The sequence below is a fragment of the Streptococcus sp. E29BA genome (assembly GCF_041807805.1).
GTDB classification, from domain to species: Bacteria; Bacillota; Bacilli; order Lactobacillales; family Streptococcaceae; genus Streptococcus; species Streptococcus entericus.
The window spans coordinates 1-21,217 of the sequence record NZ_JBGTZA010000012.1 but is presented as its reverse complement, the minus strand read 5'-3'; the positions used below and the strand labels follow the sequence as shown (position 1 = coordinate 21,217).

Sequence of the window (21,217 nt, the reverse complement as noted above, 5' to 3'; positions counted from 1 at the left end):
ATAGAAATGACAAAAAAATAGAAAGAGACCTATCGTGAACTTATTAACGAAAACTCGAAAAATAACAGCCATTCTTCAACGAACTGTCGAACAACTAGACAATGACCTGCCCTACACTGCAATGGCTGGTCAATTAGCTGACATCATTGACTGTAATGCAGCGATTATTGATAGTAAAGGACATTTTCTAGGTTACCGTCTTAATTATAAGGCAACTAATGACCGAGTTGAGGAATTTTTTGAAACCAATCAACTGCCAGAAATTTATATTAGAGCAGTATCTCGTGTCTATGAGACCTTGGCCAATGTCCCTGTTTCTGATGAATTAACCATCTTTCCTATGGATGCCCAAGATGTCTATCCTGACGGTCTAACTACCCTATCTCCGATTTATGGTGGCGGGAGCCGATTAGGAACCCTCTTTATCTGGAGAAATGATAAACCGTTTACCGATGAGGATTTAATTTTAGCGGAACTAGCGGCGACTGTTGTTGGGACACAGCTACTGAACCTACAAAACGAAAAGATGGAGGAAACCATTCGTCAAGAAACTGCTGTTACCATGGCGGTCAACACTCTGTCTTACTCCGAAACAAAAGCTGTTTCAGCTATTTTGACTGAACTAGGTGGCACAGAAGGGCGCTTAACTGCTTCTGTTATCGCTGATCGTATCGGCATTACCCGCAGTGTGATTGTTAATGCTCTTCGTAAGCTAGAAAGCGCAGGGATTATCGAAAGTCGCTCTCTCGGCATGAAAGGAACCTACATTAAAGTTCTCAATACCGGTATTTTTGATCATTTGGAGAATTAAGCAAAATGGCTAAAGCTTTGATTTGCATTGATTATACCGTTGATTTTGTAGCTGATGAGGGGAAGTTAACTGCAGGAAAGCCTGCCCAAGCTATTGAGCAGGCGATTTCTCGCTCCGTTCAAACCGCCTATAATCGGGGAGATTATGTTTTCTTTGCGATTGACGGTCATGATGACAACGATCACTTTCACCCTGAATCAAGACTTTTTCCCCCACATAGCATCAAGGGGACTGCGGGGCGTCGTCTCTACGGTCAGTTACATGACGTTTTTCAAACTATCAAAACCTCCGACCGTGTCTTCTGGTTAGACAAACGTCACTACTCTGCATTTTCCGGCACGGACTTAGATATTCGGCTAAGGGAGCGGGGCGTGACAACTGTCATTCTAACAGGTGTCTTAACTGATATTTGTGTCCTTCATACGGCAATCTCAGCCTATAATCTTGGTTATCAGATCGAAATTATCGCTGACGCTGTTGCCACACTTGACCAAAATCGACAAGAATGGGCATTGGCTCATTTCGAGACCGTTCTTGGGACAACTGTGACAACCTTATAAACGCCTATCTCTGAATCTCTATTGCAAATCAACTGACTAAGGTTCTGATACTTCTCTATCCTTGTATCAAATAACACCAGTTGGTGCTTAGATGAACAGCTAAATAATTAAAAGTAAATATCTATTAAAAATAGCAACTAGCTATTTTTAATTTTGGTCAACAGTTGGGAGCGCCATACATATAGATAGGACTCATGTTAAATAAAAGACCATCAAAAATAACTGACCAAAGGTAGCGTTTGAAGGCATACTACCCTTGGTCAGTTTTCATTTGTCATCTAGTTGTTCAACTGGATTAGATCCTGATGTTAACCTTTGTTTTTAGGAGATAGTTTTTCGACGTCTCTCAAGGTGAACACCCCAAGAATTGTCATGAGCAAGCCGACAAAAATTTCTGGTGGCGACTGCATCACTTTTATAAGCCCTAAAACTCCTAAAACCAAGCAGAGGGCTAGCACACCGACAACCAGTACGGTATTTAGCGTTCCCTTAATCGTCTTCGGTGCAGCAAAAATATAGTAGATAGCTAGTAATACGCCAACAATGAGATAAAACACCGCGACCTCCCTAGCTTACTCAGCTGCTAATTTTTTCTTTTTCGCTGCCTTATCACGCTCTGCTTTGTTGAGCACTTGTTTACGTAGGCGAATAGACTCAGGGGTAACTTCCATGTACTCGTCGTCGTTGAGGAATTCAAGAGATTCTTCCAAGGTCAAAATACGTGGGGTTTTAATCACAGCTGTCTGGTCTTTGGTTGCTGAACGGACGTTGGTCATCTGTTTGGCTGTGGTGATGTTCACCGTCAAATCGTTGTCGCGTGAATTTTCCCCGATAATCATACCTTCGTAGACTTCCGTGCCTGGGTTAACAAAGATTGTTCCGCGCTCCTCAATCCTCATGATGGAGTAGGTCGTTGCCTTCCCTTGGTCGATAGAGACGAGAGCACCACGGTGGCGACCGCCAATCTCACCAGCAACCATCGGCAGGTATTGGTCAAAGGTGTGGTTCATAATCCCGTAACCACGGGTCATGGATAGGAACTCGGTTGAAAAACCAATCAAGCCACGAGCTGGAATGAGGAAAATCAGACGCGTCTGACCGTTACCGACCATCTGCATGTCCAACATATCCCCTTTGCGCTCAGACAGGGCTTGGATAATAGCGCCTTGATACTCTTCTGGGGTGTCGATTTGTACGCGTTCAAAGGGTTCGCATTTGACACCGTCAATCTCCTTGATAATCACTTCTGGTCGAGAGACTTGAAGTTCATAACCCTCACGGCGCATGGTTTCGATGATGATAGAAAGGTGCAACTCACCACGTCCAGACACCGTCCACTTGTCAGGTGAGTCGGTTGGCTCCACGCGCAGGGAAACATCGGTTTGAAGCTCAGCCAAGAGGCGTTCTTCCAATTTACGAGAGGTCACCCACTTACCTTCACGACCTGCAAATGGGGAATTGTTGACAAGGAAGGTCATCTGGAGGGTCGGCTCATCGATACGAAGCACTGGCAGGGCTTCAACTGCATCTGTCGGCGTCACTGTTTCTCCGACAAAGATGTCCTCCATCCCTGAAACAGCAATCAAATCCCCCGCTTTAGCTTCTTGGATTTCCTTGCGCTCTAAGCCGAAGAAACCAAAGAGCTTGGTCACACGGAAGTTCTTGGTCGTGCCATCGAGCTTAGACAGGGTCACTTGGTCACCGACCTTAACCGTACCACGGAAGACACGACCGATACCGATACGACCAACAAAGTCGTTGTAATCAAGGAGCGATACTTGGAACTGGAGTGGCTCGTCAGAATTATCCACTGGTGCTGGGATATGCTCGATGATAGTATCAAAGAGGTGGCTCATGGTCTTTTCTTGATCCGCAGGATCATCTGATAAGGATGTTGTCCCGTTGATGGCTGACGCATAGACAACTGGAAATTCCAGCTGATCATCGTCAGCGCCAAGTTCGATGAAGAGTTCCAAGACTTCATCGACAACTTCTGCTGGACGAGCAGATGGTTTGTCAATCTTGTTAACCACCACAATCGGTGTCAAATCTTGTTCCAGAGCTTTCTTCAACACAAAACGAGTCTGAGGCATGGTACCCTCGTAAGCATCAACAACCAGCACAACACCATCAACCATTTTCATGATCCGCTCAACCTCACCGCCGAAGTCCGCGTGACCTGGGGTGTCCATGATATTGATACGCACATCATTATAAGCAACAGCTGTGTTTTTTGCCAAAATAGTGATGCCACGCTCTTTTTCGATGTCATTTGAATCCATAGCCCGCTCCGACAACTCTGTCCGCGCATCGAGGGTCTGGGATTGCTTGAGCAACTCATCTACCAAGGTTGTCTTTCCGTGGTCAACGTGGGCGATGATGGCAATGTTTCTAATATCTGTACGTAAAGTGGTCATAATTTCCTCTTTTTTCTAGTTTAACTGAACCATTATAGCATACTTTTTGGGAAATAGCAGAGCTGATGATGGTGTAAATGTTTTCATTTGTAACCTAGCTAAAAAATCTATTCCTCTCTATTAGAAGTAATACTCAAAGAAAATCACCATCAGACCAGGAAACGAGTCGACGGCTGTACTGATGGTACGGCTAGGCGAGTTGACGACGTCTGATTTTCAAAGAGTATAAGTTCACTTTAGAAATTTGATTATAGAGCCTTTGAAACGTAAAAAACTTCCATATGATTCATAATTAAAGCGATTAACCTCCGCTTTAAAAGATTCATATGGAACTACCACGTTTTATTACAAATTTCTAACGGTAACAAATCGCTTAATTCAAATCACAGTTAATTACTTATAGCCACCTTTCAAAATAGATATTAACAAGAATAACTGAGATAGTACTATCATGATAAGTACAATATTTAACGAATCAAATTTTTCCCGTGATAAGAAAAAAGCAACTGAAAGCATTATAAGCACTAAAGCTTGCACGATTCCTATTATTCTCAGCATATCATCCTCGACCAGTAACTAAGGCATAGTATCTATTTTAAAAACCAAGCATAATTGTCGCACCTACCGATCCAAATGCAACTATCATAGCACCTCTAATAGCCCACTTGTTTCGTTGATAATCAGAATTTTTATATCCTGAATAATAGACTCTTTCTCCTAGTACATACCCTGTACTATATGACGCACCACCAATTGCTATAGCCAATGACACAATAGCAGCAACTGACATTGGTTCTCCCCCCTCAAGGTACATCATCTCTTCTTGCTCAAGGACAACATAGGTGTTTGGTAATACGAGTTCCATAAATTTTCTCCTTTATTTAGCGTGGTTAGACCAAGATCTAACAAAGTGGTTAGCGACATTGTTTTACGTATCATTCCGAATAGGCTTGCTAACATTTCCCTTTACTCTTACCATCAAATACAATTTTCCGAGTGATTGGTAGTCCCTGAAATAGCCAAAAATAGAGCACAACATTTAAAGTAAAGACACTGATAATATTTGCTAAATGAAGAGTTACTAGTTCTTCATAAAAATAAGTGAGTACAAAGAGTGAACTAGAAATGATATTCAGAATTTCATTCTGTAATTTTCTCTTTTGAAATAAAAAAATATATCCAAAAATGTACGATTTTAATCCTAAACTATTTCTATAGAACAGTATTCCAAAACTCAGCAGTAAAAAACCAACATAGTAGTTTGTGCTAAAATACAGCATGAACAAAGTAACTAATAACGTATAAATAAAAGAAATCATTTTAATAAACTCAATGTCCCTAGAGCATACCCTAAAAGAAATGTTAGTAACAAAACAATTACTCTCTGATAAGGTTTTAGCGATTTAAATTCTAAAAAATAACTGTTCTTCACCCAAATAAACTCCATGTTCCAATCGCATAGATAAAGGCCCCACCTGCTGCTAAACCCGTGACCCAAGCCCACACTGGAAGCATCCAAGCCATTTTCACACCTGTCCAGGCCATTTTTGCCATAGTTGTAGCATAAGTTATAGTTTCGCCATTTCTACTAGTCATGAAATTCCAAAGAGCTTTCGCAGCAAAAGCTATTGCTGAGACACCTAAAAGTGCTTTCAAATTAGAAATAGCTAATTCTTTTGACCACCCCCCCATCAAGATACATCATCTCCTCTTGTTCAAGGGCAATATAGTTGTTTGGTAATACGAGTTCCATAAATTTTCTCCTTTAATTTAGCGTGGTTAGACCAAGGTCTAACAAACTGAAAGACAACATTGTTTTACATCCCATCCTAGATATGCTCGCTAGCCTTTCCCTTAACGAGGAGGAATTTATCTAAAAATGAAGCTTAAAACCATCCTTATTGTTTAAAGCTCAGGAGTTCCAACAGCCAGTCCAGATAGGTCTCCTAATCATAGACAATCCTTGCTTCAACAGGCATGTCTTTTTGGAGGACGATAACCTCGTGATCATGTTTTAAGCTCACGGTCTCTAGCTCAATAAGCACTTTATAAAGGCTCACTGTCCCCTCCTTGGTTTCCTGGGTGATCGTCCCTGAGTCAAGCTGGGTCACACGACCCTTTAGAGTGCCGTATTTTTGACTGTTGACCCCTGTGATGGCCACATCAACCCGACTACCTAAACTAACTCTTGAGATGTCATTGGCCATCACGAAAGCCTCAACATAAGCTTCTCTTTGACTGCTAGAAATTTCGGCAACTGTTTGGTTGGTCTGAACACTCATCCCTTGCTTGAGAGGGGTTAGGTAGTGAAGAATCCCGTCACTTTGAGCAGTTAAATGATAGGCCTTATCCTGACCTGTTGCCACACCTAAGTTAGCATCTAATTCCATCATAGCCTTATTATTTGCCGTTCGTGCTGTTCCTAATTCACTGATGAGCTGGGCATAGGTACTATAAGATTGCGAGGTAGGGTCATTGTAGGAACGTTCGAGTTATTTAACACTTGATTGCTGACCCTCGATTTCCGTGACCTTAGCAGTCAAACTCGATTTTGTTGTTTCTATTTTTGAGGTTAACTCGGTCTGTCTGGTCTTATTTTGCTCCTCTTGAACAGTAGTTGACACTTCTGATTCTTGTTCTGCTGGCTGTTCTATTTCTGCTATAGGCTCTGGCTCTAAGACTGTTAGAGTTTGTAACTGTACCAGTTCATTCTGCTGGGTCTGCAAATCAAGTTCCAATTGATTTTTCTCTCCCCAAAGCTTATTTAACTTGGCATACTCATCTTGCAACTTATCATACTGACTGCCGTTGCTATAACTTTCAGATTTTAGCTGAGACAAGTAATATTCCACCTTGCCATAATACTCCTGCTCCTCCCCCGTATTGGTCATATAGTTGATTTTCTCATTGAGCGACTGCTCATATTTTTGGAAAATAGCTTCCTTAGCTTTCAACTTATCCAACTGTTTGTTCAAAGACTCGGCCTGTAGCCCTTCCTGACCACTAGAGAGAGATAAGATAACCTCTCCTACTGTTACCATCTCTCCTTCTGCCTTGTGCATGGTCACGATTTTTCCAGGAGCAACAGCAGATAGAAACTCTGTTCCTGTAATCACAGCACTCCCTCTCGCCTTGACGATATAGTTCTTAGGCAGATGAGCAGCCACAAACAAACCAGAAAACAACATTAGAGCCGTCGAAAAAATCAAGATAAAAGCGTAGGCTGGCGGTCTCTTATCAAAGAAAACCCTAGAATAACGTAAGTCTGATTTTTGATATAGTTTCATAGGCTCATCACAGGTCTAAAAATATCAACCGTCAGACGCTCAGGGGAAGATGCCACATAAACGGTGTAATTCGTACCGTCCGTCTGAATATCATTTTCGTAAATATGACACTCTAACTTGGAATATGCCAACTGTAAATACTCTGGGCTATCCTCAAACCGAAGGTAAAGGCAATTAGGAACTGTCAGCATCTCATAGACCTCATAAAATTTATCGTATTGTCTATAATCATGCGCCTGAACATAGAGCTCAAAATCCGTTGTCAACTGACCGTCATCGTGAATCTGAGTACCTCCACTTTTAACAACTAGAGGTCCAAAAACCTGTACCTTCAAGAGAGCTAGATGTTTCTGAAACTTGTCAATCGCTTCATCAACGGCATCTAGTTGCACACTTGATAACTTTTGGCAAATAACCTGTTTTAGAACGAGTTTTTTCTGCTCCTTAATCTCTAATTTAGCCATAACTAACCTCCTCTGTCTCCATGATTAGTGTTTGCTGACTGGTTTGCTGTAAAGAAATATGTTGCAAACCAATCATCTGGGCATATTTGCCCTTTTGAGCCATCAGTTGCTCATGTGTGCCATATTCAACAATGGCTCCATTCTCCAAGAGACAAATCTTGTCACAACGTAAAATCGTAGATAAGCGATGGGCAACAATAATCGTTGTCTTCCCCATAATCCTGTTAAACATCAACTCCTGGATAATATGCTCACTAAAGGAATCCAAGTTAGATGTCGCTTCATCAAAAATGTATAAATCTGCTTGACCGAGCAAAGCCCTTGCAATGGCTAGACGCTGTTTTTCACCACCAGAAAAATTTTGACCTCCTTCTTCAACAAAAGAGCCGTAGCGGTTCTGCAAACGCTGGATAGTATCGTGAACCCCCACCAAACGACAGACCCTGACCATATCTTCATAAGTTGCATCTGGATGACCAACTTTGAGGTTGTCAATGATGGTTCCTGAAAAGAGTTCCACATTTTGAGGAATGTAGGCAATTTTTTGACGTAAGCGTCCATAATTTAGGTCAACCAAGTCATGTGAACCAATTCGAATCTGTCCACTATTAGGATCTATAAAGCGAAGCAACAAGCGCACCAAGGTACTCTTGCCCGCACCACTTTCTCCGACAAAAGCAATCTTCTCTCCTTGTTTAATTTCCAAATTAAAATCCTTCAAAATCGGTGGTCGTGAACCATAGGCATAGGTCACATTGGAAAATATAATGTCTCCGAGTAAATCAAAGTCGAAGACACTATAGTCCTCCGCTTGATCTTCTCGGTCAACGGACATCAATTCTTCCAAGCGACTAACCGCTACTTGAACTTCTTGAAAGGTTAATTGCAAGCTCACCAGGTTCTGAACGGGCTCTGTAAAATACTGACTAAGCGTCTGAAACACCAGTAAATCCCCGACCGTCATCTTACCATCAATGATAAATAAAGCACCCATCCCCATAAAGACCAGACCACCTAAGGTAGCCACTACAGAGGAAATAGTTGATTGAAGATTTTGTAAGACCCCTTCCTTATAACCAATTTCCAGAGTATGGACAAATTTCTCTTCAATCTTATCAAGGCGTTGCCGCTCATCGTGTTGGGATTTTATGGTATCAATGTTTCGGATTGACTCAATCAATTGAGAGTTCAAAAGGCTCCCCGCCTCCATCTGCTCCTGATTAATGGTTTTGTAGGGCTTTTTAAAACAATAAATCAAAACAATGTTGACCATAACCATCAGAACTAAAATCAAAAACAAAGAAGAATTAATCGTCCATAAAACCACAGCACTAATAAGAGACAAGCTAATATCCATCACAAGTGAAATAGATGCCGATGTAAAGACACTTTTGATGGTCATAGCATCTTGAAATCTAGTCAAAACGTCCCCGACCCGACGACTTCCAAAAAAACTATAAGGCAGATGAATGATGTGGTCATAATAGCCTAACAAGACAGGAATATCAATCTTTCTGGACAGAAAGAGAAGAATATGTTGCCTAAAAGCTGATAACAGACTCTGTAAAAAAGACACGACGCCAAAAACAAGTAAAAATAGATAAAGACTGTTCTTTAAACCATAGGGAATGACCTCATCCATGATAACCTTAGAAAAGAGACTAGATAGAATACCAAGAACACTCAGGAGAAATGATGCCAAGATAACCGTCAACACCAAGCTCTTTTGACTGACAATCAGCCTCGCAAATAATCGCCACAAGCCCTGATTTTTTAATCGTCCCTTCTCAAATTCTGAATTTGGTACCATAAAAAGAGCAATGCCTTGATAAATCTTTTCTAACTCTTCCTCACTCAGGGTATTTAAACCCCTAGCAGGATCGGCAACCAAGTATCGTCCTCCTTTTTTTAGAGCGTGTAAGACAACAAAATGATTTTGACCTTGTTCATTCTTAACTTGCAAGATAGCTGGAAAAGTCACACCAGTCGTCAAGTCAGATTGAGCTACCCTAACAGCTCTCACAGTGAAATTAAGCTTTTCCAGTCCTGTCACAATACCACTAACAGTTGTTCCGTACATATCTGTTCCGATAACTTCACGGATTTTCATAAGGGACAACTCTTTTTTATAAGTTCGCAAGATGGTAGAAACCACCGCCGCTGCACAATCAGACTGATCGTGTTGCATAGTACACGAATAATTTTTAAACATAGTGACCTCTCAAAAAACAAGGATTAGGGAGATGAATTGCTAGTTAGCCCTCCCAACATCAATTCCCTTGTCACTTGATGTTGTTTTGACGGTTTCATAATCCACGCCTCTATCGGGCTTAGAAGATCCCGTTGGTTTCATTCCCCAAACAAGAAAACTTGCCAGTAACACTGCTGTAAGTTTCCAAAAAGACACTTTTTTCTTCATAAATTGTAACCCCTTTCTGAGTTGATTCTATCATATACCTGTGAAACTGTCAATTATTTTTAAGTGTTATTTGATTTTTTTAAAAAAAAAATTCTAAAAAGAATATACCTTGGTTTGTTTTTGCCTTTTATCCATAAAACTGATATAATAAAGTTCATCACATCAAAACTTCTAGAAAGACAAGTTAAGAATGAACAGCATTTCAGAAAAACTAAAAAGCAAGCGAAAAGAAAGAGGTTTGTCACAAAAACAGTTGGCTGAAAATATCTGTGAACAAAGTCAAATTAGCAAAATTGAACGAGGTAACTATATGCCTTCCGCTGACTTGCTTTATAAAATCGCTCAACGATTAAAAGTCCCGTTAGACTATTTTTTTAATGACCAGTTTGAAGTTAGTTCTAGCCTCAGCCAGTTTAAACAGGTAGCCCAGCGTTTCCTAGACAATCGCAACTACAAAGATTTGGCCTACATCCTTGATTTAGAAAAACAAAAAAAAGCCTTTCTCTCCACCGAAGATAGGACCTATCTTGACTGGATACAGGCATTATTAGATTTTTACCTCTACGACAAACAAGAGTTAGCTATCGAGGCAGTCGAAAGAATTTTGCCCTTCATATCGCCTAAAACAGCCCTCTACCTAAAAGTTCTCAACACTCTCTGTAATTTCTACTCCACAGTCGGAAAAAATCAAGATTATGAAGATAACTACAAAAAATTACTAGCTGCTTACCAAGGAAAAGATTTAAATCATCAAGAATTGCTTTGGGGCTATATCCGAGCCAGGCACAATCATGTTTATCATCTCCTAGAAAAGGATAAAAACCTAGAAGCAGTTAATGAGGCTTTAGAAACCATTGCCCTTTGCAAAGAAAAACAAACCAGCTATCAACTGGCACCCCTGCTAATTCTTGTGGGAAATGCTGGGCTCAGTTTCTTAGATAAAGAACAAGCTCACCACTACTATCTCCAAGCCAGGGAGCTCTGCAAAATATATGATCACCCTCAACTACTGATGACAATTGAAACCTATCTCAATCAACAGAATAAGTAAAAGGAGGGGAAACTATTCCTTCTCCTTTTAACTTAATCCCTCTTCAAAAAAATCTATTTCACTTTCCCCTCCCAGCTCTCAAAGCCTTCGCTGAGCACATAAATATCTGTGAAGCCTGATTTTTTAAGGATAAGAACCGCACGACCTGCCGCTTGCCCTCTGGCCCCCTCATAGATGAGGACAGGCTTGTTTTTACGAAGAGCTGGTAAAGAAGCTTCAAACTGAGCTTTTGGCAGCATTGGAAAATTTCTCGCCCCTAAAATATGCTTTTGTTGGAAAAGTTTTGGGTCACGTATATCAATCAGTTGCCCGCCTGCACGAATCAGCTCCTGAAAGGTAGCATTCGATACATAGTTAGCTGCCTTTTTTAGTCGGAAGTAGTTCCAAATAATGTAGGCAATCAAGACAAGAACAAGTAACCATGCAGCTACCGTTATCATAACATCAGACATAGCTCCTCCTTATGCTGTTACAAACTGACTAGCCAAGCTGGCTGCCCCGATAATGCCCGCATCGTTACCCAGCTCTGCTATTTTCAAAACAGTTGACTGACGTACCTGTGGGAAGGTAAAGCACACAAAATACTTCTCAATCCGAGCGCGCAAGAACTCACCAGCAGCAGATACCCCACCACCGAAGACCACGGCATCAGGGTTTAAAATGTTAGAGATGTTGGCCGCTGCCAGCCCTAGATAGAAGCCGACCTGCTCCACCACGCTATCTGCGAAAGCATCTCCAGCCTCAGCTGCCACAAAAATATCCTTGCTGGTTACCTCGTCTCCGTTGTCAATCGCCGCTTTAATACTGGAGTCACCCTCATAACTCTCTGCCAAAAGACGAGCGACCCGAACAACTCCTGTCGCTGAAGCCACCGTTTCCAGACAGCCACTATTGCCACAAGTACAAGCAAAGCCTCCGTCCGGTTCAACAATGATGTGCCCAATCTCGCCACCAGCACCAGCCACACCGTGAATCAGGTTGCCATCAGCAATAATCCCACCGCCAACACCAGTTCCCAGCGTCACAAAAACCACATCTGGCTTATTATCTCCCGCACCAACCCAGCGCTCGCCCAAGGCCGCCACATTGGCATCATTGTCGATGGCAAAGGGGATACCCAGTTCTTGGGCAATAGCAGCCCCCACCGCCTGAGTTTTAGCCCAGTTGAGGTTAAAGGCTCCTGTCACCGTTTTTTGTTCACGATCCACTGCACCTGGGGATCCCATGCCAATGCCTGCGATGTCTGAGGGTTTCATCCCGTACAGTTCCAAACGGTGCTTGATAGACGCGATAATGTCAGGGACAATATGGCGCCCTTCCTCCAGAATATTGGTCTCAATGGCCCATTTTTCCTGTACCTGACCGTCTAAGGTCAGAATACCAAACTTCACCGTTGTACCACCAAGGTCAATCCCAATCAATTTCTTAGCCATGTTTGTTCTCCTCACGTTCTATCTCGATCTTGTGTTCTCGTCGTAAAATCAACTGAGCCAGCAGATACTCCTCACGCGCCACTAACTCCTGATCATAAAGCCGTTTGAGCTCAATCTGCATGACCTCAATGTCATAAAGACGTTTACCCATGTAGATAATCAGCCCAAAACGTTTGAGCAATTGCTGCACATCGTAGAGTGTTTTCATAGGGCTATTGTAGCAAAAATACGGCTATTTTTCAAGAGTAGATAAGGAGTTTACAACCTATTCTGCCATTTTATGGTACAATAGAAAAAAGGAGTTAAAGGACACATCATGCCACAGCATATCATCGCTCAAATCGAATCTTGTCTCGATGACATGACTCGTCTCGAACAAGACATTGCCTCTTATTTTTTAGATGCTCAAAACAAACATTACGACCTTAGCTCAGCTGCTGTTAGTCAGCAGCTCCACGTCTCTCCTGCAGCTCTCACCAGATTTGCTCAAAAGTGTGGCTTTAAGGGCTATCGTGAATTTATTTTTGAATACGAAAATTCGCAAAAGCATCTGGATAGCCAGTTCCAACATATTCACCGTGACTTAACCAAACGCGTGCTGGTCGACTACAAAGAGATTGTCGACATGACAAATGCCTTGGTTGACGAGGATAAGTTGGAACGAGTAGCTCATCTTTTGGACAAGGCTAGCCGTGTTTATTTTTACGGCATCGGTAGCTCTGGTTTAGTAGCGCGCGAGACCAAACTACGGTTCACTCGTCTAGGACTCGTCTGCGATGCGATAACGGATGCCGATAACATGGTCTGGACGAACAGCATCTTAGATGAAACGTGTCTAGTCTTTGCCCTGTCCTTGACCGGACAAACTCAGTCTATCCTCAATTCTTTGGAGATTGCTGCCAAAAAGGGAGCTAAGACTGTGCTCATTTCCACACAAAATCCTGATGGTTTTGTCTTTGACGAACACGTTGCCGTTGCTTCTGTACGACACCTTAACTACGGCAACCGTATTTCACCGCAGTTGCCTCTACTGATGATGATCGACATCATCTATGCTTACTACCTGTCTATTGATAAGACAACCAAAGAGACTATCTTTAAGGATACTTTGGTAGACGATAACAATCTCCGCTAGTTTTCTAGCGGAGACTTATTTTATCGCCGAATAATCCTTGAGCCAAAGATAAAATCATAGATGTAATCGTTAACTTTGACGTTCAAAGCTTCGTGACCATACTCAGGCAAGATTTTCATCTCTTTTTGGCAAGGCAACCGATTATAAATCGCAAATTGGGTGGATGGTGGGCAGATTTCATCTTCCAAACCAACAACAAAGGCTACTGGGCAGGTGATTCGATGAGCTAAGTTTTTGATGTCGATGTAAGATAAGTTAGCTAAGAAATCATGCTCTGTCTCATGGAATGGATCTGAAAACTTGAAGTAACGGAAAAGTTCATTGTAAGGTTCGCTGTTATCACCTAACTCTAAAATCCGTTTAAAATCAGATAAGAATGGGTAAATTGAGGCTGTTTTTGTGATTTTAGGATTGAGAGCTGCTGCAACAAGCGCCAATGCCCCACCCTGAGACGCTCCATAGCTAACAAGAGTTGAGTCATCAACAAATTCCTGAGCCGCAATGATGTTGACCAGTTGGTAAACATCCAGGTAGATGTCTTTATAAAAGAGTTTGTGCGGTCCTTCCAAAGCTCCTCGAATCACCTGACCTTTGACCGTCATGCCGTCGAATTGACCATAGTCAACAGACCGTCCAGCTTGCCCGCGGACGTCCATATAGACCACACCATAACCAGCAGCAACAAATTTCAAACTTTCTGTCCAGTCAGGACTTTGTCCCTGATAGCCGTGGAAGTAAAAGAGGATAGGCACTTTTTTATCTGTCTTTGGAAAAATACATTTGGCAAAGACCTGACCACCATTTGTCCCATCAAACCAGAGTTCATAGCAGGTAGCAGACGGCAAGGCAAAATCCTGCTCCACCAATCGGTAGTTAGGCAACTCTGGTAATCTATCTAACTCAGCTTGCCAAAACTCATCAAAATCACTTGGCACCTCATGGCGACCACGATAAGTCTGCATTTCCTGCAAACTCATATTATCAATCATGTTGTCTCTCCTGTATCGTTCATTTTGTTATTGGGTAGAGAAAGCAATCTTACCCTTGTTTTTGCCTAAAATGATAGTAAGCACCTAACATGCCTGCAGCATTTTCATGTTCTGCAAAAGCCAGTCTGGTCTTATCTGCAATACTTGGCACAAGATGTTTCTTCAAGGCAGCAGCAATTTTGTCTTGTAAAAACGCTCTCTGAGCCATAATGCCCCCACCCAGAACAACGACCTCTGGATTAACCACATAGCAGAGATTAGCAATGCCTTGACCCAAATAGTCAACTAATCGATCAATGGCTGCAAGGCAGATCGGGTGACCACTTTTAGCTTCTTCAAAGATACGAAGACCGTTCCACTGGCTAATATCATCTCCTGTGGACTTTGCGACGTCCGCAATCAAGGCTGTCGTTGATGCTAAATCTTGAAAAGCACCATCAGAGATATGTAGGTAACCAATCTCACAGGCAGAATTGCTAAAGCCGTGGAAAATTTTGCCATCAATCAGCAAACTTCCCCCAATACCTGTTCCAATCGTCAGGCAAGCAGCAATCTTTGCGCCCTTAGCAGCTCCGCTATTGGCCTCTGCCAAACCGGCACAGTTAACATCATTTTCTGCTTCGCATGGTAGGCCAAATTCACGTTCAATTGTCGCTTTAAAGGCTGTGCCAGCATAGTTTGGAATCTGAGGTCCTGCATAGAACACCTCTCCCTTATCAGGGTCAATCATGCCAGCTGACGAAATCCCAACACCTACCAATTGGTGTTCCGCTTGATAAGTGGCGACAATCTGTCTGACCTTATCAAGAATAGCTGGCCCACCTAAATGAGCTTCGGTATCAATCTTGTGTTGTTCCAAAATCGTTCCGATATCATCAACTAGCCCATACTTTATCTGAGTGCCACCAATATCAATGGCTACATATTTTGCCATAATATCCCTCCATCTAAAAAGGGACGAAGATGCTACCGACCTCCGACCCTGCTTTATTACCTTATCTTAACAAAATTTTGCCTTCGCAGCACGAATTAACTCGGCTGCTTTGTGAACAAGATCTTTGTCCTCTTCAACAACAGGAGCTAGCGGTGAGCGTACTGAACCCAGCTCTAGACCCTCAAGTTCTTTCAGAACAGCTTTAATAACAGCATACATGCTACCACGTCCGACAACTAAATGACCGATAATATTGTTAATCTCATACTGCAATGACTTAGCTGTTTCAAGGTCGCCTTGAGCAATTAACTCATCAAGTTTCAAGAAAAGTTCTGGCATAGCACCGTAGGTACCGCCAATACCACCAGCAGCACCCATCAGACGACCGCCAAGGAACTGCTCATCTGGACCGTTAAAGACCAATTTACCTGGAGCTAAGCTGTTAAAGATTTCAATATCTTGAACAGGCATAGAAGAGTTCTTCACACCGATGACACGAGGATTGTCAAGCATGGTACGGTACAAGGTTGGCATCAAAGCTACACCAGCCAGTTGTGGAATATTGTAGATGATGAAGTCTGTGTTAGGCGCTGCATCACTAATGGCATTCCAATAAGCAGCGATAGCATGATCCGGCAAACGGAAATAAATCGGTGGAATAGCTGCAATGGCATCAACCCCCAATTCTTCTGAATGCTTAGCTAATTCAATAGAATCTTTAGTACTATTGCAAGCCACATGGTTGATGATGGTCAGCTTGCCTTTTGCAACAGCCATTACATTTTCCAGCACCAGCTTACGATCGGCCACACTTTGGTAGATACATTCGCCAGATGAACCGTTCACGTACAGTCCTTTGACACCCTTGTCAATAAAGTACTGGGTCAAAGCACGCACACCCTCGGGACTGACCTCACCAGCTTCATCGTAAGCGGCGTAGAATGCAGGAATAATACCGTAGTATTTGCTCAAATCTGACATAACTGTCTCCTTTTCTTTTCAGGTCATGGCAGAGCCACAACCAAATTTAGTGTTATTCTACTACTCTGGGTAGCAATTCAAATATGTTGTTTAATAATCAGGCTGTTAACCAGCTTACTTTCATTTTATCCCTTTTAGGAGGTTTTTCAAGAGTATTTCCCTATTTAGATTATAGTTTCTCGATTTAAGCCATTTCATCAGTTTCTGAAAAGAATTTCATATCATCTAACGAACTGAGCGCTCAAAAATCTTTGTCATGATTAACATGTGCCCGTAAACCAGACTAGAGCAACCAATAATAAGAAGGAAAGCACACCCAAATACCAAGCCATAGGCTGAACTTGTCATCAGAAGTCCTAGTAGCCCAAGTACCACCAAGAGGAGTAGACTCCACTGGCCATTGATACCCGCTAGCAGGAAACTTTTGATGTAAAGGTCTTTCATCCTAAGTTCATACTGGGCTGCCACGGGATAGACGTATAGATGGAGCATCACTGATAGAAAAAGTACCGCATAGGCAACAATGGTCATCAGGGTAACCGGAAAGCCTTCGAACCCTTGAATGAGCCACAAATCCACAAGTGCCATACTTGTCACCAAAATTTCGACTAGACCAAGGAACAGCCCTTGTTTCCAGTTTTGACGGACATGCTTCCAATAACTAGACAGAAGTGACAAGCGCCCTCTTTCCCTTAGTTCTGTTGCAGTGGCATAAAGAGCCAGTTTTCCAATTCCTAGTGTAACGATAGGTAAACAGGTCAAGACAAAAAGAATGTTCAACAAGAGTAAATCGAAGAGACGTTCTGCCGCTCGCATAAACCCATTATCCAAGCCAAAAACAGCTTTCATCATTTCCCTAGATTTACTCATGTTTTCCTCCTACATTGCTACTATTTTTTGTTCGATGTCCATGCAACAAACTCAGTGATTAGTCAATCAAAATTTTAATCACGCCTTTTTTGACCTGGTAACCAGCCTTACCTAATTGACTAGGCTGATGGTACTCGCCAGGATAAACCATAATAAAGGTTTGCCCATCTAATTCAAAGTCAAGACCCACTGATGAGCGAATCAAACCAAAATCGTCTGCTTCATTAAATGGTTGAAGATCTGCGTCGATCGTCCGAGTGTAACGGAAGTTCTCATTTCCTGAGACCAGTAATTGCAAGTCCATATACTTGGCGTGGTACTCAAAACTCTCGCTAGGCTCGCTGTTCAGTGTGTTGTCTTGCAAGAGCAAGAATACCTTGTCCCCATCAATGGTATGGCGACCAATTTCCAACTGGCTGAGGTCGGTTTTAAGCAAATAGTCAATCGCCGTATCAATATTAGTATGCAAGCCTTTATAGCGGTCTAGCTTGCTCAAATCATCATAAATCATTTCAAATTCCTCGCTTTTTGACAGAATGAAAGCTGGCTAGCCGCTCTGCTATTATGCAAAGCGTCCAAACCAGCCATAACTCATTAGGTTTAACCTTTAACAGCTCCCATGGTAATCCCCTGAGTGAAGGATTTCTGGAAGATGAGGAAGACCGCCACAATCGGCACTGCAGCCAGAGCAGCACCAGCCATGATTAAACCATAGTTGGTTGCCAGTTCTGCTTGCAATGTGGCAACACCGAGTGAAATGGTCAAATTCTGACGAGAGGTCAGCATAACCAACTGCATGAAGTAATCGTTCCATGAGTTGATAAAGGTGAAAATTGCTAGCGCTGCAAAACCTGGTTTTACAATTGGGAAAGCGACGCTGACGAAGGTTCTGATCTCACCACAGCCATCAATTTTGGCAGATTCTAAGAGCTCAGTTGGGATATTTTCACTAAACTGCTTCATCAAGAAGACACCGAACGGCCAACCAACAAGCGGCAAGATGACAGCAGCTGGCGTATCGTGAATCCCCATAAAGTTGATGATACGAACCAAAGGCACCAAGACAACTTGTTTCGGCAAAGCCATGGCTGCTACAAAGAGAGAGAAGAGTAGCTTTTGTCCATAGAAACGTTTTTTCGCCAGTACATAACCTGCTAAAGACGAGGTCACACAGACCAAAATCATGGTTACCAAAGAGATGAACACAGAGTTCCATAGCCATTGCAAGGCAGGGTTTTGAACGATCAGTTTCTCAAAGTTTTCAAAAGTTGGCGCAGCTGGCCACCATTGCGGCGGAATAACGATGGTATCAGGTTGTGACTTGAACGCCCCTGTCATAATCCAGTAAAATGGGAAAATAAACAGAACCGTCAAGAGCAACAAGATAATACTTGAAATAATACCAAAAGGTGTGAATGCTTTTTTCTGTTTCATACTTGACCTCCTAATATTCCACATCATTACCCAAGAACTTGAACTGAGCAAAACTGATGATGGCAATCAAGACCGCCAAGAAGACACCGATGGTGTTGGCATAGCCAAACTCAGTCAGCTTGAAGGCTTTCTCGTAAAGGTAGTACATCAAGGTACTGGTTGAGTAGTTCGGTCCACCAGATGTCAACAGCTGAATCAGCGCAAAAATCTGGAAGGAGTTAATCGTTGTGATAACTGTAATATATAGGGTAGTCGGCAAGAGGCTTGGCCATTTAATCTGCCAGAAAACCTGAAACTCATTTGCTCCGTCGATACGAGCAGCTTCCACTAAAGAGTTATCAATGTTACCCATAGCAGCGATATAGAGAATGATTGGTTGACCAACTGATGTTGTCAACAAAATAATCATAATGGCCAACAGGGCCCACTGCTTATCACCCAGCCAGCTGATGTTCTGTTCAATGATGCCACCGCTCTTCAAAACAAAGTTTAGGATACCTGATAGCGGGTCGTAAATCCATTTCCAAACGACCGTTACAGCTACTGAACCAGTAACGACAGGCAAGAAGAAAACAAACCGATAGAATGAGCGAGAGATGACATTTTTCTCATAAGTCTGTGAGGCCACAAAGAGAGAGAAAAAGACAACAATTGGTACAGACCCCACCACGATGATGAGCGTGTTGATCAAGGATTTAATAAAAACTTCATCATTAAATAAACGAATGTAGTTATCTAAACCAATAAAGGTAAACTCAGTTTGTGTATAACGGAAAAAGCTCGTCACAAAGCCCATAATCATTGGAGCTAACACAAATACTGTAAAGAAGACCAATATCGGTGCGAGAAAGGTATAGGATACAATGGTTTCTCGCATTTTTAATTTATTAACTTGCATAGAAACTCCTCTACTAAGAACTGTAAAATCCCCCATTTTTTCTGTCTTTTGGGGCTGAAAAAGCGGGGGATTTACAATTTCAATTATTTCTTAATTGTCGCATTAGCTTGCTCTGTAAATTCTTTCAAAGCAGCTACTGGCTCTTTATCACCATTAGATACAGCTTGAAGAGTTGGGAACCACAATGTTCTCATTTCTGCAAAGCCATCAATAGTGTTGTAGTATGGAGAGTAGTACTTAGTCCACTCACTGATTTTTGCCATACGATCATCGTTGTAGAGGCTACCAAATGATGTACGAACAGGGAATGCTCCTGTGCGAACAACGTTCTTAGGTCCCCACTCAGCATCATCAGCGATGAATTGGATAAATTTCTTAGATGCAGCAACTTTAGCATCGTCATTGTTAAAGATTGCAAAACCATTTACAAGGTACTCGAGGTCTGCTTTACCATCTTCTGATGGGAACGGTACTTCTACAACTTCAACCTTAGATGATTCAAGCAATTTAGCTTGCAAACCATTTTGAGCTGGTGCCCAAAGGATAGTGTATGATGTTTGTCCGTTAGCAAAGTTTTGGATATCATCACCACCGTTGTATTGTGAACCATTGAGGATGTAACCTTTATCCATCCAGTCTTTCACGCTAGAGAGAGCCTTGATGAATTGTTCAGAGTCAGTTGTGTATTTAGTGACTTCAGGGTCAGTGATTGATCCACTGTAGAGGTTAGCAAGGAAAGCACGTGTTCCTTGGTCACCACCTTGACCATTGGCAAAGAGTGAACCAGCATTGTAGCCTTTATCTTTGAGGGCTTTGATAACTTTTTCAAAGTCTGCTGTTGTCCAACCATCTTTTACCAAGTCAGCTACACCAGCGTCTTCTAACATTGCCTTGTTAAAGGCCATATAGAATGGTGCAGATGAAATTGGGTACATGTAAGCTGTATCTCCAGCCTTAGACGCTTTAACAATGTTAGGGTCAACGTCTTTTTCAAAATCTGCTGTAAAGAGGTCGTTCAATTCAGCCAACTTACCATTTTTTCCGTAAGTGATGATACGTCCTGGTGCGTCAAAGAGAACATCAGGCGCAGTACCTGCTTCGATAGCTGTTGTGATTTTTTCTGGACCTGAAGCAAAGTCGATGGTTTCCAACTTCACATCAATATCTGGGTTAGCTTTTTCAAATGCATCAATGATTTTTTGCTCGTAAGTACCAGCACCATCGCTTGCATTTTCTTGAGTAAAGACTGGGAATGCCCACCAAGTGATTTCTGTTTTTGCACCACCTGATGCTGCTTCAGACGAAGCTGGTGTTTCTGCAGACTTAGAACCACATGCAGCCAAAGCCAAAACAGCAGTACCAGTCAACAATGACGCCATCAATTTTTTCATTTTCATGAGAAATTCTCCTTAAAAATTTTTTTATTTTTTTACAACGATAATGATAAGGGATTATAGTTTAATCCGTTTGCCGGTCTCAAGGTCAAAGAAATGCCCCTTAGACACATTGAGTGCTAACTCGACAGTTGAGCCTG

At 42.2% G+C, this 21,217-nt stretch carries 24 protein-coding genes and 1 pseudogene; 4 read left to right on the top strand and 21 right to left on the bottom strand.

Going from position 1 to position 21,217, the window contains the following annotated elements:
• Nucleotides 1-31: 31 nt before the first annotated feature.
• Together codY and ACERC8_RS04145 are read left to right on the top strand one after the other, a co-directional pair.
• Nucleotides 32-811, top strand: coding sequence for a GTP-sensing pleiotropic transcriptional regulator CodY (gene codY / locus ACERC8_RS04150; RefSeq protein WP_373658666.1), 780 nt, complete (start codon nucleotides 32-34; stop codon nucleotides 809-811).
• Nucleotides 812-816: 5 nt separating this feature from the next.
• Nucleotides 817-1,371 carry a cysteine hydrolase family protein gene (locus ACERC8_RS04145; protein ID WP_373658631.1) on the top strand — a complete coding sequence of 185 codons (555 nt, stop codon included), beginning with the start codon at nucleotides 817-819 and terminating at the stop codon, nucleotides 1,369-1,371.
• A gap of 308 nt (nucleotides 1,372-1,679) precedes the next feature.
• On the opposite strand, the gene ACERC8_RS04140 is transcribed toward ACERC8_RS04145, so the two are convergent.
• The 10 genes and pseudogenes from ACERC8_RS04140 to ACERC8_RS04095 form a co-directional block, all read right to left on the bottom strand.
• A complete protein-coding gene (locus ACERC8_RS04140; protein ID WP_373658629.1) occupies nucleotides 1,680-1,928 on the bottom strand; it encodes a DUF3165 family protein in 249 nt (82 codons plus the stop codon).
• A gap of 15 nt (nucleotides 1,929-1,943) precedes the next feature.
• Nucleotides 1,944-3,788 (bottom strand): translational GTPase TypA, encoded by a 1,845-nt coding sequence (gene typA, locus ACERC8_RS04135; protein ID WP_373658628.1) that lies wholly within the window; start codon nucleotides 3,786-3,788, stop codon nucleotides 1,944-1,946.
• Between the two features lie 595 nt (nucleotides 3,789-4,383).
• Nucleotides 4,384-4,602 (bottom strand): hypothetical protein, encoded by a 219-nt coding sequence (locus ACERC8_RS04130; RefSeq protein ID WP_373658665.1) that lies wholly within the window; start codon nucleotides 4,600-4,602, stop codon nucleotides 4,384-4,386.
• Nucleotides 4,585-4,653 (bottom strand): annotated as a pseudogene (locus ACERC8_RS04125) (argininosuccinate lyase); the annotation flags it as partial. The pseudogene ACERC8_RS04125 and the gene ACERC8_RS04130, both read right to left, overlap by 18 nt.
• A gap of 563 nt (nucleotides 4,654-5,216) precedes the next feature.
• Nucleotides 5,217-5,483, bottom strand: a complete 267-nt coding sequence (locus ACERC8_RS04120; RefSeq protein ID WP_373658627.1) for a hypothetical protein — start codon at nucleotides 5,481-5,483, stop codon at nucleotides 5,217-5,219.
• Between the two features lie 251 nt (nucleotides 5,484-5,734).
• Nucleotides 5,735-6,181, bottom strand: a complete 447-nt coding sequence (locus ACERC8_RS04115) for a hypothetical protein (protein WP_373658626.1) — start codon at nucleotides 6,179-6,181, stop codon at nucleotides 5,735-5,737.
• A 99-nt stretch (nucleotides 6,182-6,280) separates the two neighbouring features.
• Nucleotides 6,281-7,075, bottom strand: coding sequence for a hypothetical protein (locus tag ACERC8_RS04110; RefSeq protein ID WP_373658625.1), 795 nt, complete (start codon nucleotides 7,073-7,075; stop codon nucleotides 6,281-6,283).
• The gene (locus tag ACERC8_RS04105) at nucleotides 7,072-7,539 is read right to left on the bottom strand and encodes an AraC family transcriptional regulator (RefSeq protein ID WP_373658624.1); all 468 of its coding nucleotides are present in this window, start codon (nucleotides 7,537-7,539) and stop codon (nucleotides 7,072-7,074) included. The genes ACERC8_RS04110 and ACERC8_RS04105 overlap by 4 nt, the downstream gene beginning before the upstream one ends.
• Nucleotides 7,532-9,751, bottom strand: coding sequence for a peptidase domain-containing ABC transporter (locus ACERC8_RS04100; protein WP_373658623.1), 2,220 nt, complete (start codon nucleotides 9,749-9,751; stop codon nucleotides 7,532-7,534). The genes ACERC8_RS04105 and ACERC8_RS04100 overlap by 8 nt, the downstream gene beginning before the upstream one ends.
• A gap of 39 nt (nucleotides 9,752-9,790) precedes the next feature.
• Entirely contained in the window at nucleotides 9,791-9,958 is a 168-nt protein-coding gene (locus ACERC8_RS04095; RefSeq protein ID WP_373658621.1) for a hypothetical protein, read from the bottom strand.
• 190 nt (nucleotides 9,959-10,148) lie between these two features.
• Here ACERC8_RS04095 and ACERC8_RS04090 point away from each other — a divergent pair, with 190 nt between their 5' ends.
• Nucleotides 10,149-11,009, top strand: a complete 861-nt coding sequence (locus ACERC8_RS04090) for a helix-turn-helix domain-containing protein (RefSeq protein WP_373658620.1) — start codon at nucleotides 10,149-10,151, stop codon at nucleotides 11,007-11,009.
• A gap of 53 nt (nucleotides 11,010-11,062) precedes the next feature.
• Here ACERC8_RS04090 and ACERC8_RS04085 read toward each other — a convergent pair whose 3' ends face one another.
• Genes ACERC8_RS04085 through ACERC8_RS04075 form a run of 3 tightly spaced genes read right to left on the bottom strand, consistent with a single transcriptional unit; the run spans nucleotide 11,063 to nucleotide 12,650 of the window.
• Nucleotides 11,063-11,449, bottom strand: a complete 387-nt coding sequence (locus ACERC8_RS04085; protein ID WP_373658664.1) for a rhodanese-like domain-containing protein — start codon at nucleotides 11,447-11,449, stop codon at nucleotides 11,063-11,065.
• Nucleotides 11,450-11,470: 21 nt separating this feature from the next.
• The gene (locus tag ACERC8_RS04080; RefSeq protein ID WP_373658619.1) at nucleotides 11,471-12,442 is read right to left on the bottom strand and encodes an ROK family glucokinase; all 972 of its coding nucleotides are present in this window, start codon (nucleotides 12,440-12,442) and stop codon (nucleotides 11,471-11,473) included.
• On the bottom strand, nucleotides 12,435-12,650 hold the full coding sequence (locus ACERC8_RS04075) for a YqgQ family protein (RefSeq protein WP_373658618.1): 216 nt from the start codon (nucleotides 12,648-12,650) through the stop codon (nucleotides 12,435-12,437). The genes ACERC8_RS04080 and ACERC8_RS04075 overlap by 8 nt, the downstream gene beginning before the upstream one ends.
• A 108-nt stretch (nucleotides 12,651-12,758) precedes the next feature.
• Between ACERC8_RS04075 and ACERC8_RS04070 the strand changes: the two genes are divergently transcribed.
• A complete protein-coding gene (locus tag ACERC8_RS04070) occupies nucleotides 12,759-13,577 on the top strand; it encodes a MurR/RpiR family transcriptional regulator (protein ID WP_373658617.1) in 819 nt (272 codons plus the stop codon).
• A 20-nt stretch (nucleotides 13,578-13,597) separates the two neighbouring features.
• On the opposite strand, the gene ACERC8_RS04065 is transcribed toward ACERC8_RS04070, so the two are convergent.
• From ACERC8_RS04065 to ACERC8_RS04030, 8 genes are all read right to left on the bottom strand, one after another.
• Entirely contained in the window at nucleotides 13,598-14,566 is a 969-nt protein-coding gene (locus ACERC8_RS04065) for an acetylxylan esterase (protein ID WP_373658616.1), read from the bottom strand.
• Nucleotides 14,567-14,615: 49 nt separating this feature from the next.
• Nucleotides 14,616-15,500: an ROK family protein gene (locus ACERC8_RS04060; RefSeq protein ID WP_373658615.1), complete on the bottom strand. Its 885-nt coding sequence runs from the start codon at nucleotides 15,498-15,500 to the stop codon at nucleotides 14,616-14,618.
• 66 nt (nucleotides 15,501-15,566) lie between these two features.
• Nucleotides 15,567-16,481 carry a dihydrodipicolinate synthase family protein gene (locus ACERC8_RS04055; protein ID WP_373658614.1) on the bottom strand — a complete coding sequence of 305 codons (915 nt, stop codon included), beginning with the start codon at nucleotides 16,479-16,481 and terminating at the stop codon, nucleotides 15,567-15,569.
• 225 nt (nucleotides 16,482-16,706) lie between these two features.
• Nucleotides 16,707-17,351 carry a DUF624 domain-containing protein gene (locus ACERC8_RS04050; RefSeq protein WP_373658613.1) on the bottom strand — a complete coding sequence of 215 codons (645 nt, stop codon included), beginning with the start codon at nucleotides 17,349-17,351 and terminating at the stop codon, nucleotides 16,707-16,709.
• A 58-nt stretch (nucleotides 17,352-17,409) separates the two neighbouring features.
• Nucleotides 17,410-17,862 (bottom strand): YhcH/YjgK/YiaL family protein, encoded by a 453-nt coding sequence (locus ACERC8_RS04045; protein WP_373658612.1) that lies wholly within the window; start codon nucleotides 17,860-17,862, stop codon nucleotides 17,410-17,412.
• Nucleotides 17,863-17,951: 89 nt separating this feature from the next.
• Complete coding sequence (locus ACERC8_RS04040; protein WP_373658611.1) at nucleotides 17,952-18,785, bottom strand: carbohydrate ABC transporter permease; 834 nt, start codon at nucleotides 18,783-18,785, stop codon at nucleotides 17,952-17,954.
• 10 nt (nucleotides 18,786-18,795) lie between these two features.
• Nucleotides 18,796-19,662, bottom strand: coding sequence for a carbohydrate ABC transporter permease (locus tag ACERC8_RS04035; RefSeq protein WP_040798436.1), 867 nt, complete (start codon nucleotides 19,660-19,662; stop codon nucleotides 18,796-18,798).
• Between the two features lie 104 nt (nucleotides 19,663-19,766).
• Nucleotides 19,767-21,080, bottom strand: coding sequence for an ABC transporter substrate-binding protein (locus ACERC8_RS04030; RefSeq protein ID WP_373658610.1), 1,314 nt, complete (start codon nucleotides 21,078-21,080; stop codon nucleotides 19,767-19,769).
• Nucleotides 21,081-21,217: the final 137 nt, after the last annotated feature.

Bases quoted from the DNA above. Each gene is read 5' to 3' on its own strand.
- ACERC8_RS04145 (WP_373658631.1), top strand. From the start codon at position 817: ATGGCTAAAGCTTTGATTTGCATTGATTATACCGTTGATTTTGTAGCT.
- typA (WP_373658628.1), bottom strand. From the start codon at position 3,788: ATGACCACTTTACGTACAGATATTAGAAACATTGCCATCATCGCCCAC.
- ACERC8_RS04130 (WP_373658665.1), bottom strand. From the start codon at position 4,602: ATGTACCTTGAGGGGGGAGAACCAATGTCAGTTGCTGCTATTGTGTCA.
- ACERC8_RS04115 (WP_373658626.1), bottom strand. From the start codon at position 6,181: ATGATGGAATTAGATGCTAACTTAGGTGTGGCAACAGGTCAGGATAAG.
- ACERC8_RS04110 (WP_373658625.1), bottom strand. From the start codon at position 7,075: ATGAAACTATATCAAAAATCAGACTTACGTTATTCTAGGGTTTTCTTT.
- ACERC8_RS04105 (WP_373658624.1), bottom strand. From the start codon at position 7,539: ATGGCTAAATTAGAGATTAAGGAGCAGAAAAAACTCGTTCTAAAACAG.
- ACERC8_RS04100 (WP_373658623.1), bottom strand. From the start codon at position 9,751: ATGTTTAAAAATTATTCGTGTACTATGCAACACGATCAGTCTGATTGT.
- ACERC8_RS04095 (WP_373658621.1), bottom strand. From the start codon at position 9,958: ATGAAGAAAAAAGTGTCTTTTTGGAAACTTACAGCAGTGTTACTGGCA.
- ACERC8_RS04090 (WP_373658620.1), top strand. From the start codon at position 10,149: ATGAACAGCATTTCAGAAAAACTAAAAAGCAAGCGAAAAGAAAGAGGT.
- ACERC8_RS04085 (WP_373658664.1), bottom strand. From the start codon at position 11,449: ATGATAACGGTAGCTGCATGGTTACTTGTTCTTGTCTTGATTGCCTAC.
- ACERC8_RS04080 (WP_373658619.1), bottom strand. From the start codon at position 12,442: ATGGCTAAGAAATTGATTGGGATTGACCTTGGTGGTACAACGGTGAAG.
- ACERC8_RS04075 (WP_373658618.1), bottom strand. From the start codon at position 12,650: ATGAAAACACTCTACGATGTGCAGCAATTGCTCAAACGTTTTGGGCTG.
- ACERC8_RS04070 (WP_373658617.1), top strand. From the start codon at position 12,759: ATGCCACAGCATATCATCGCTCAAATCGAATCTTGTCTCGATGACATG.
- ACERC8_RS04065 (WP_373658616.1), bottom strand. From the start codon at position 14,566: ATGATTGATAATATGAGTTTGCAGGAAATGCAGACTTATCGTGGTCGC.
- ACERC8_RS04060 (WP_373658615.1), bottom strand. From the start codon at position 15,500: ATGGCAAAATATGTAGCCATTGATATTGGTGGCACTCAGATAAAGTAT.
- ACERC8_RS04055 (WP_373658614.1), bottom strand. From the start codon at position 16,481: ATGTCAGATTTGAGCAAATACTACGGTATTATTCCTGCATTCTACGCC.
- ACERC8_RS04050 (WP_373658613.1), bottom strand. From the start codon at position 17,351: ATGAGTAAATCTAGGGAAATGATGAAAGCTGTTTTTGGCTTGGATAAT.
- ACERC8_RS04045 (WP_373658612.1), bottom strand. From the start codon at position 17,862: ATGATTTATGATGATTTGAGCAAGCTAGACCGCTATAAAGGCTTGCAT.
- ACERC8_RS04040 (WP_373658611.1), bottom strand. From the start codon at position 18,785: ATGAAACAGAAAAAAGCATTCACACCTTTTGGTATTATTTCAAGTATT.
- ACERC8_RS04035 (WP_040798436.1), bottom strand. From the start codon at position 19,662: ATGCGAGAAACCATTGTATCCTATACCTTTCTCGCACCGATATTGGTC.
- ACERC8_RS04030 (WP_373658610.1), bottom strand. From the start codon at position 21,080: ATGAAAATGAAAAAATTGATGGCGTCATTGTTGACTGGTACTGCTGTT.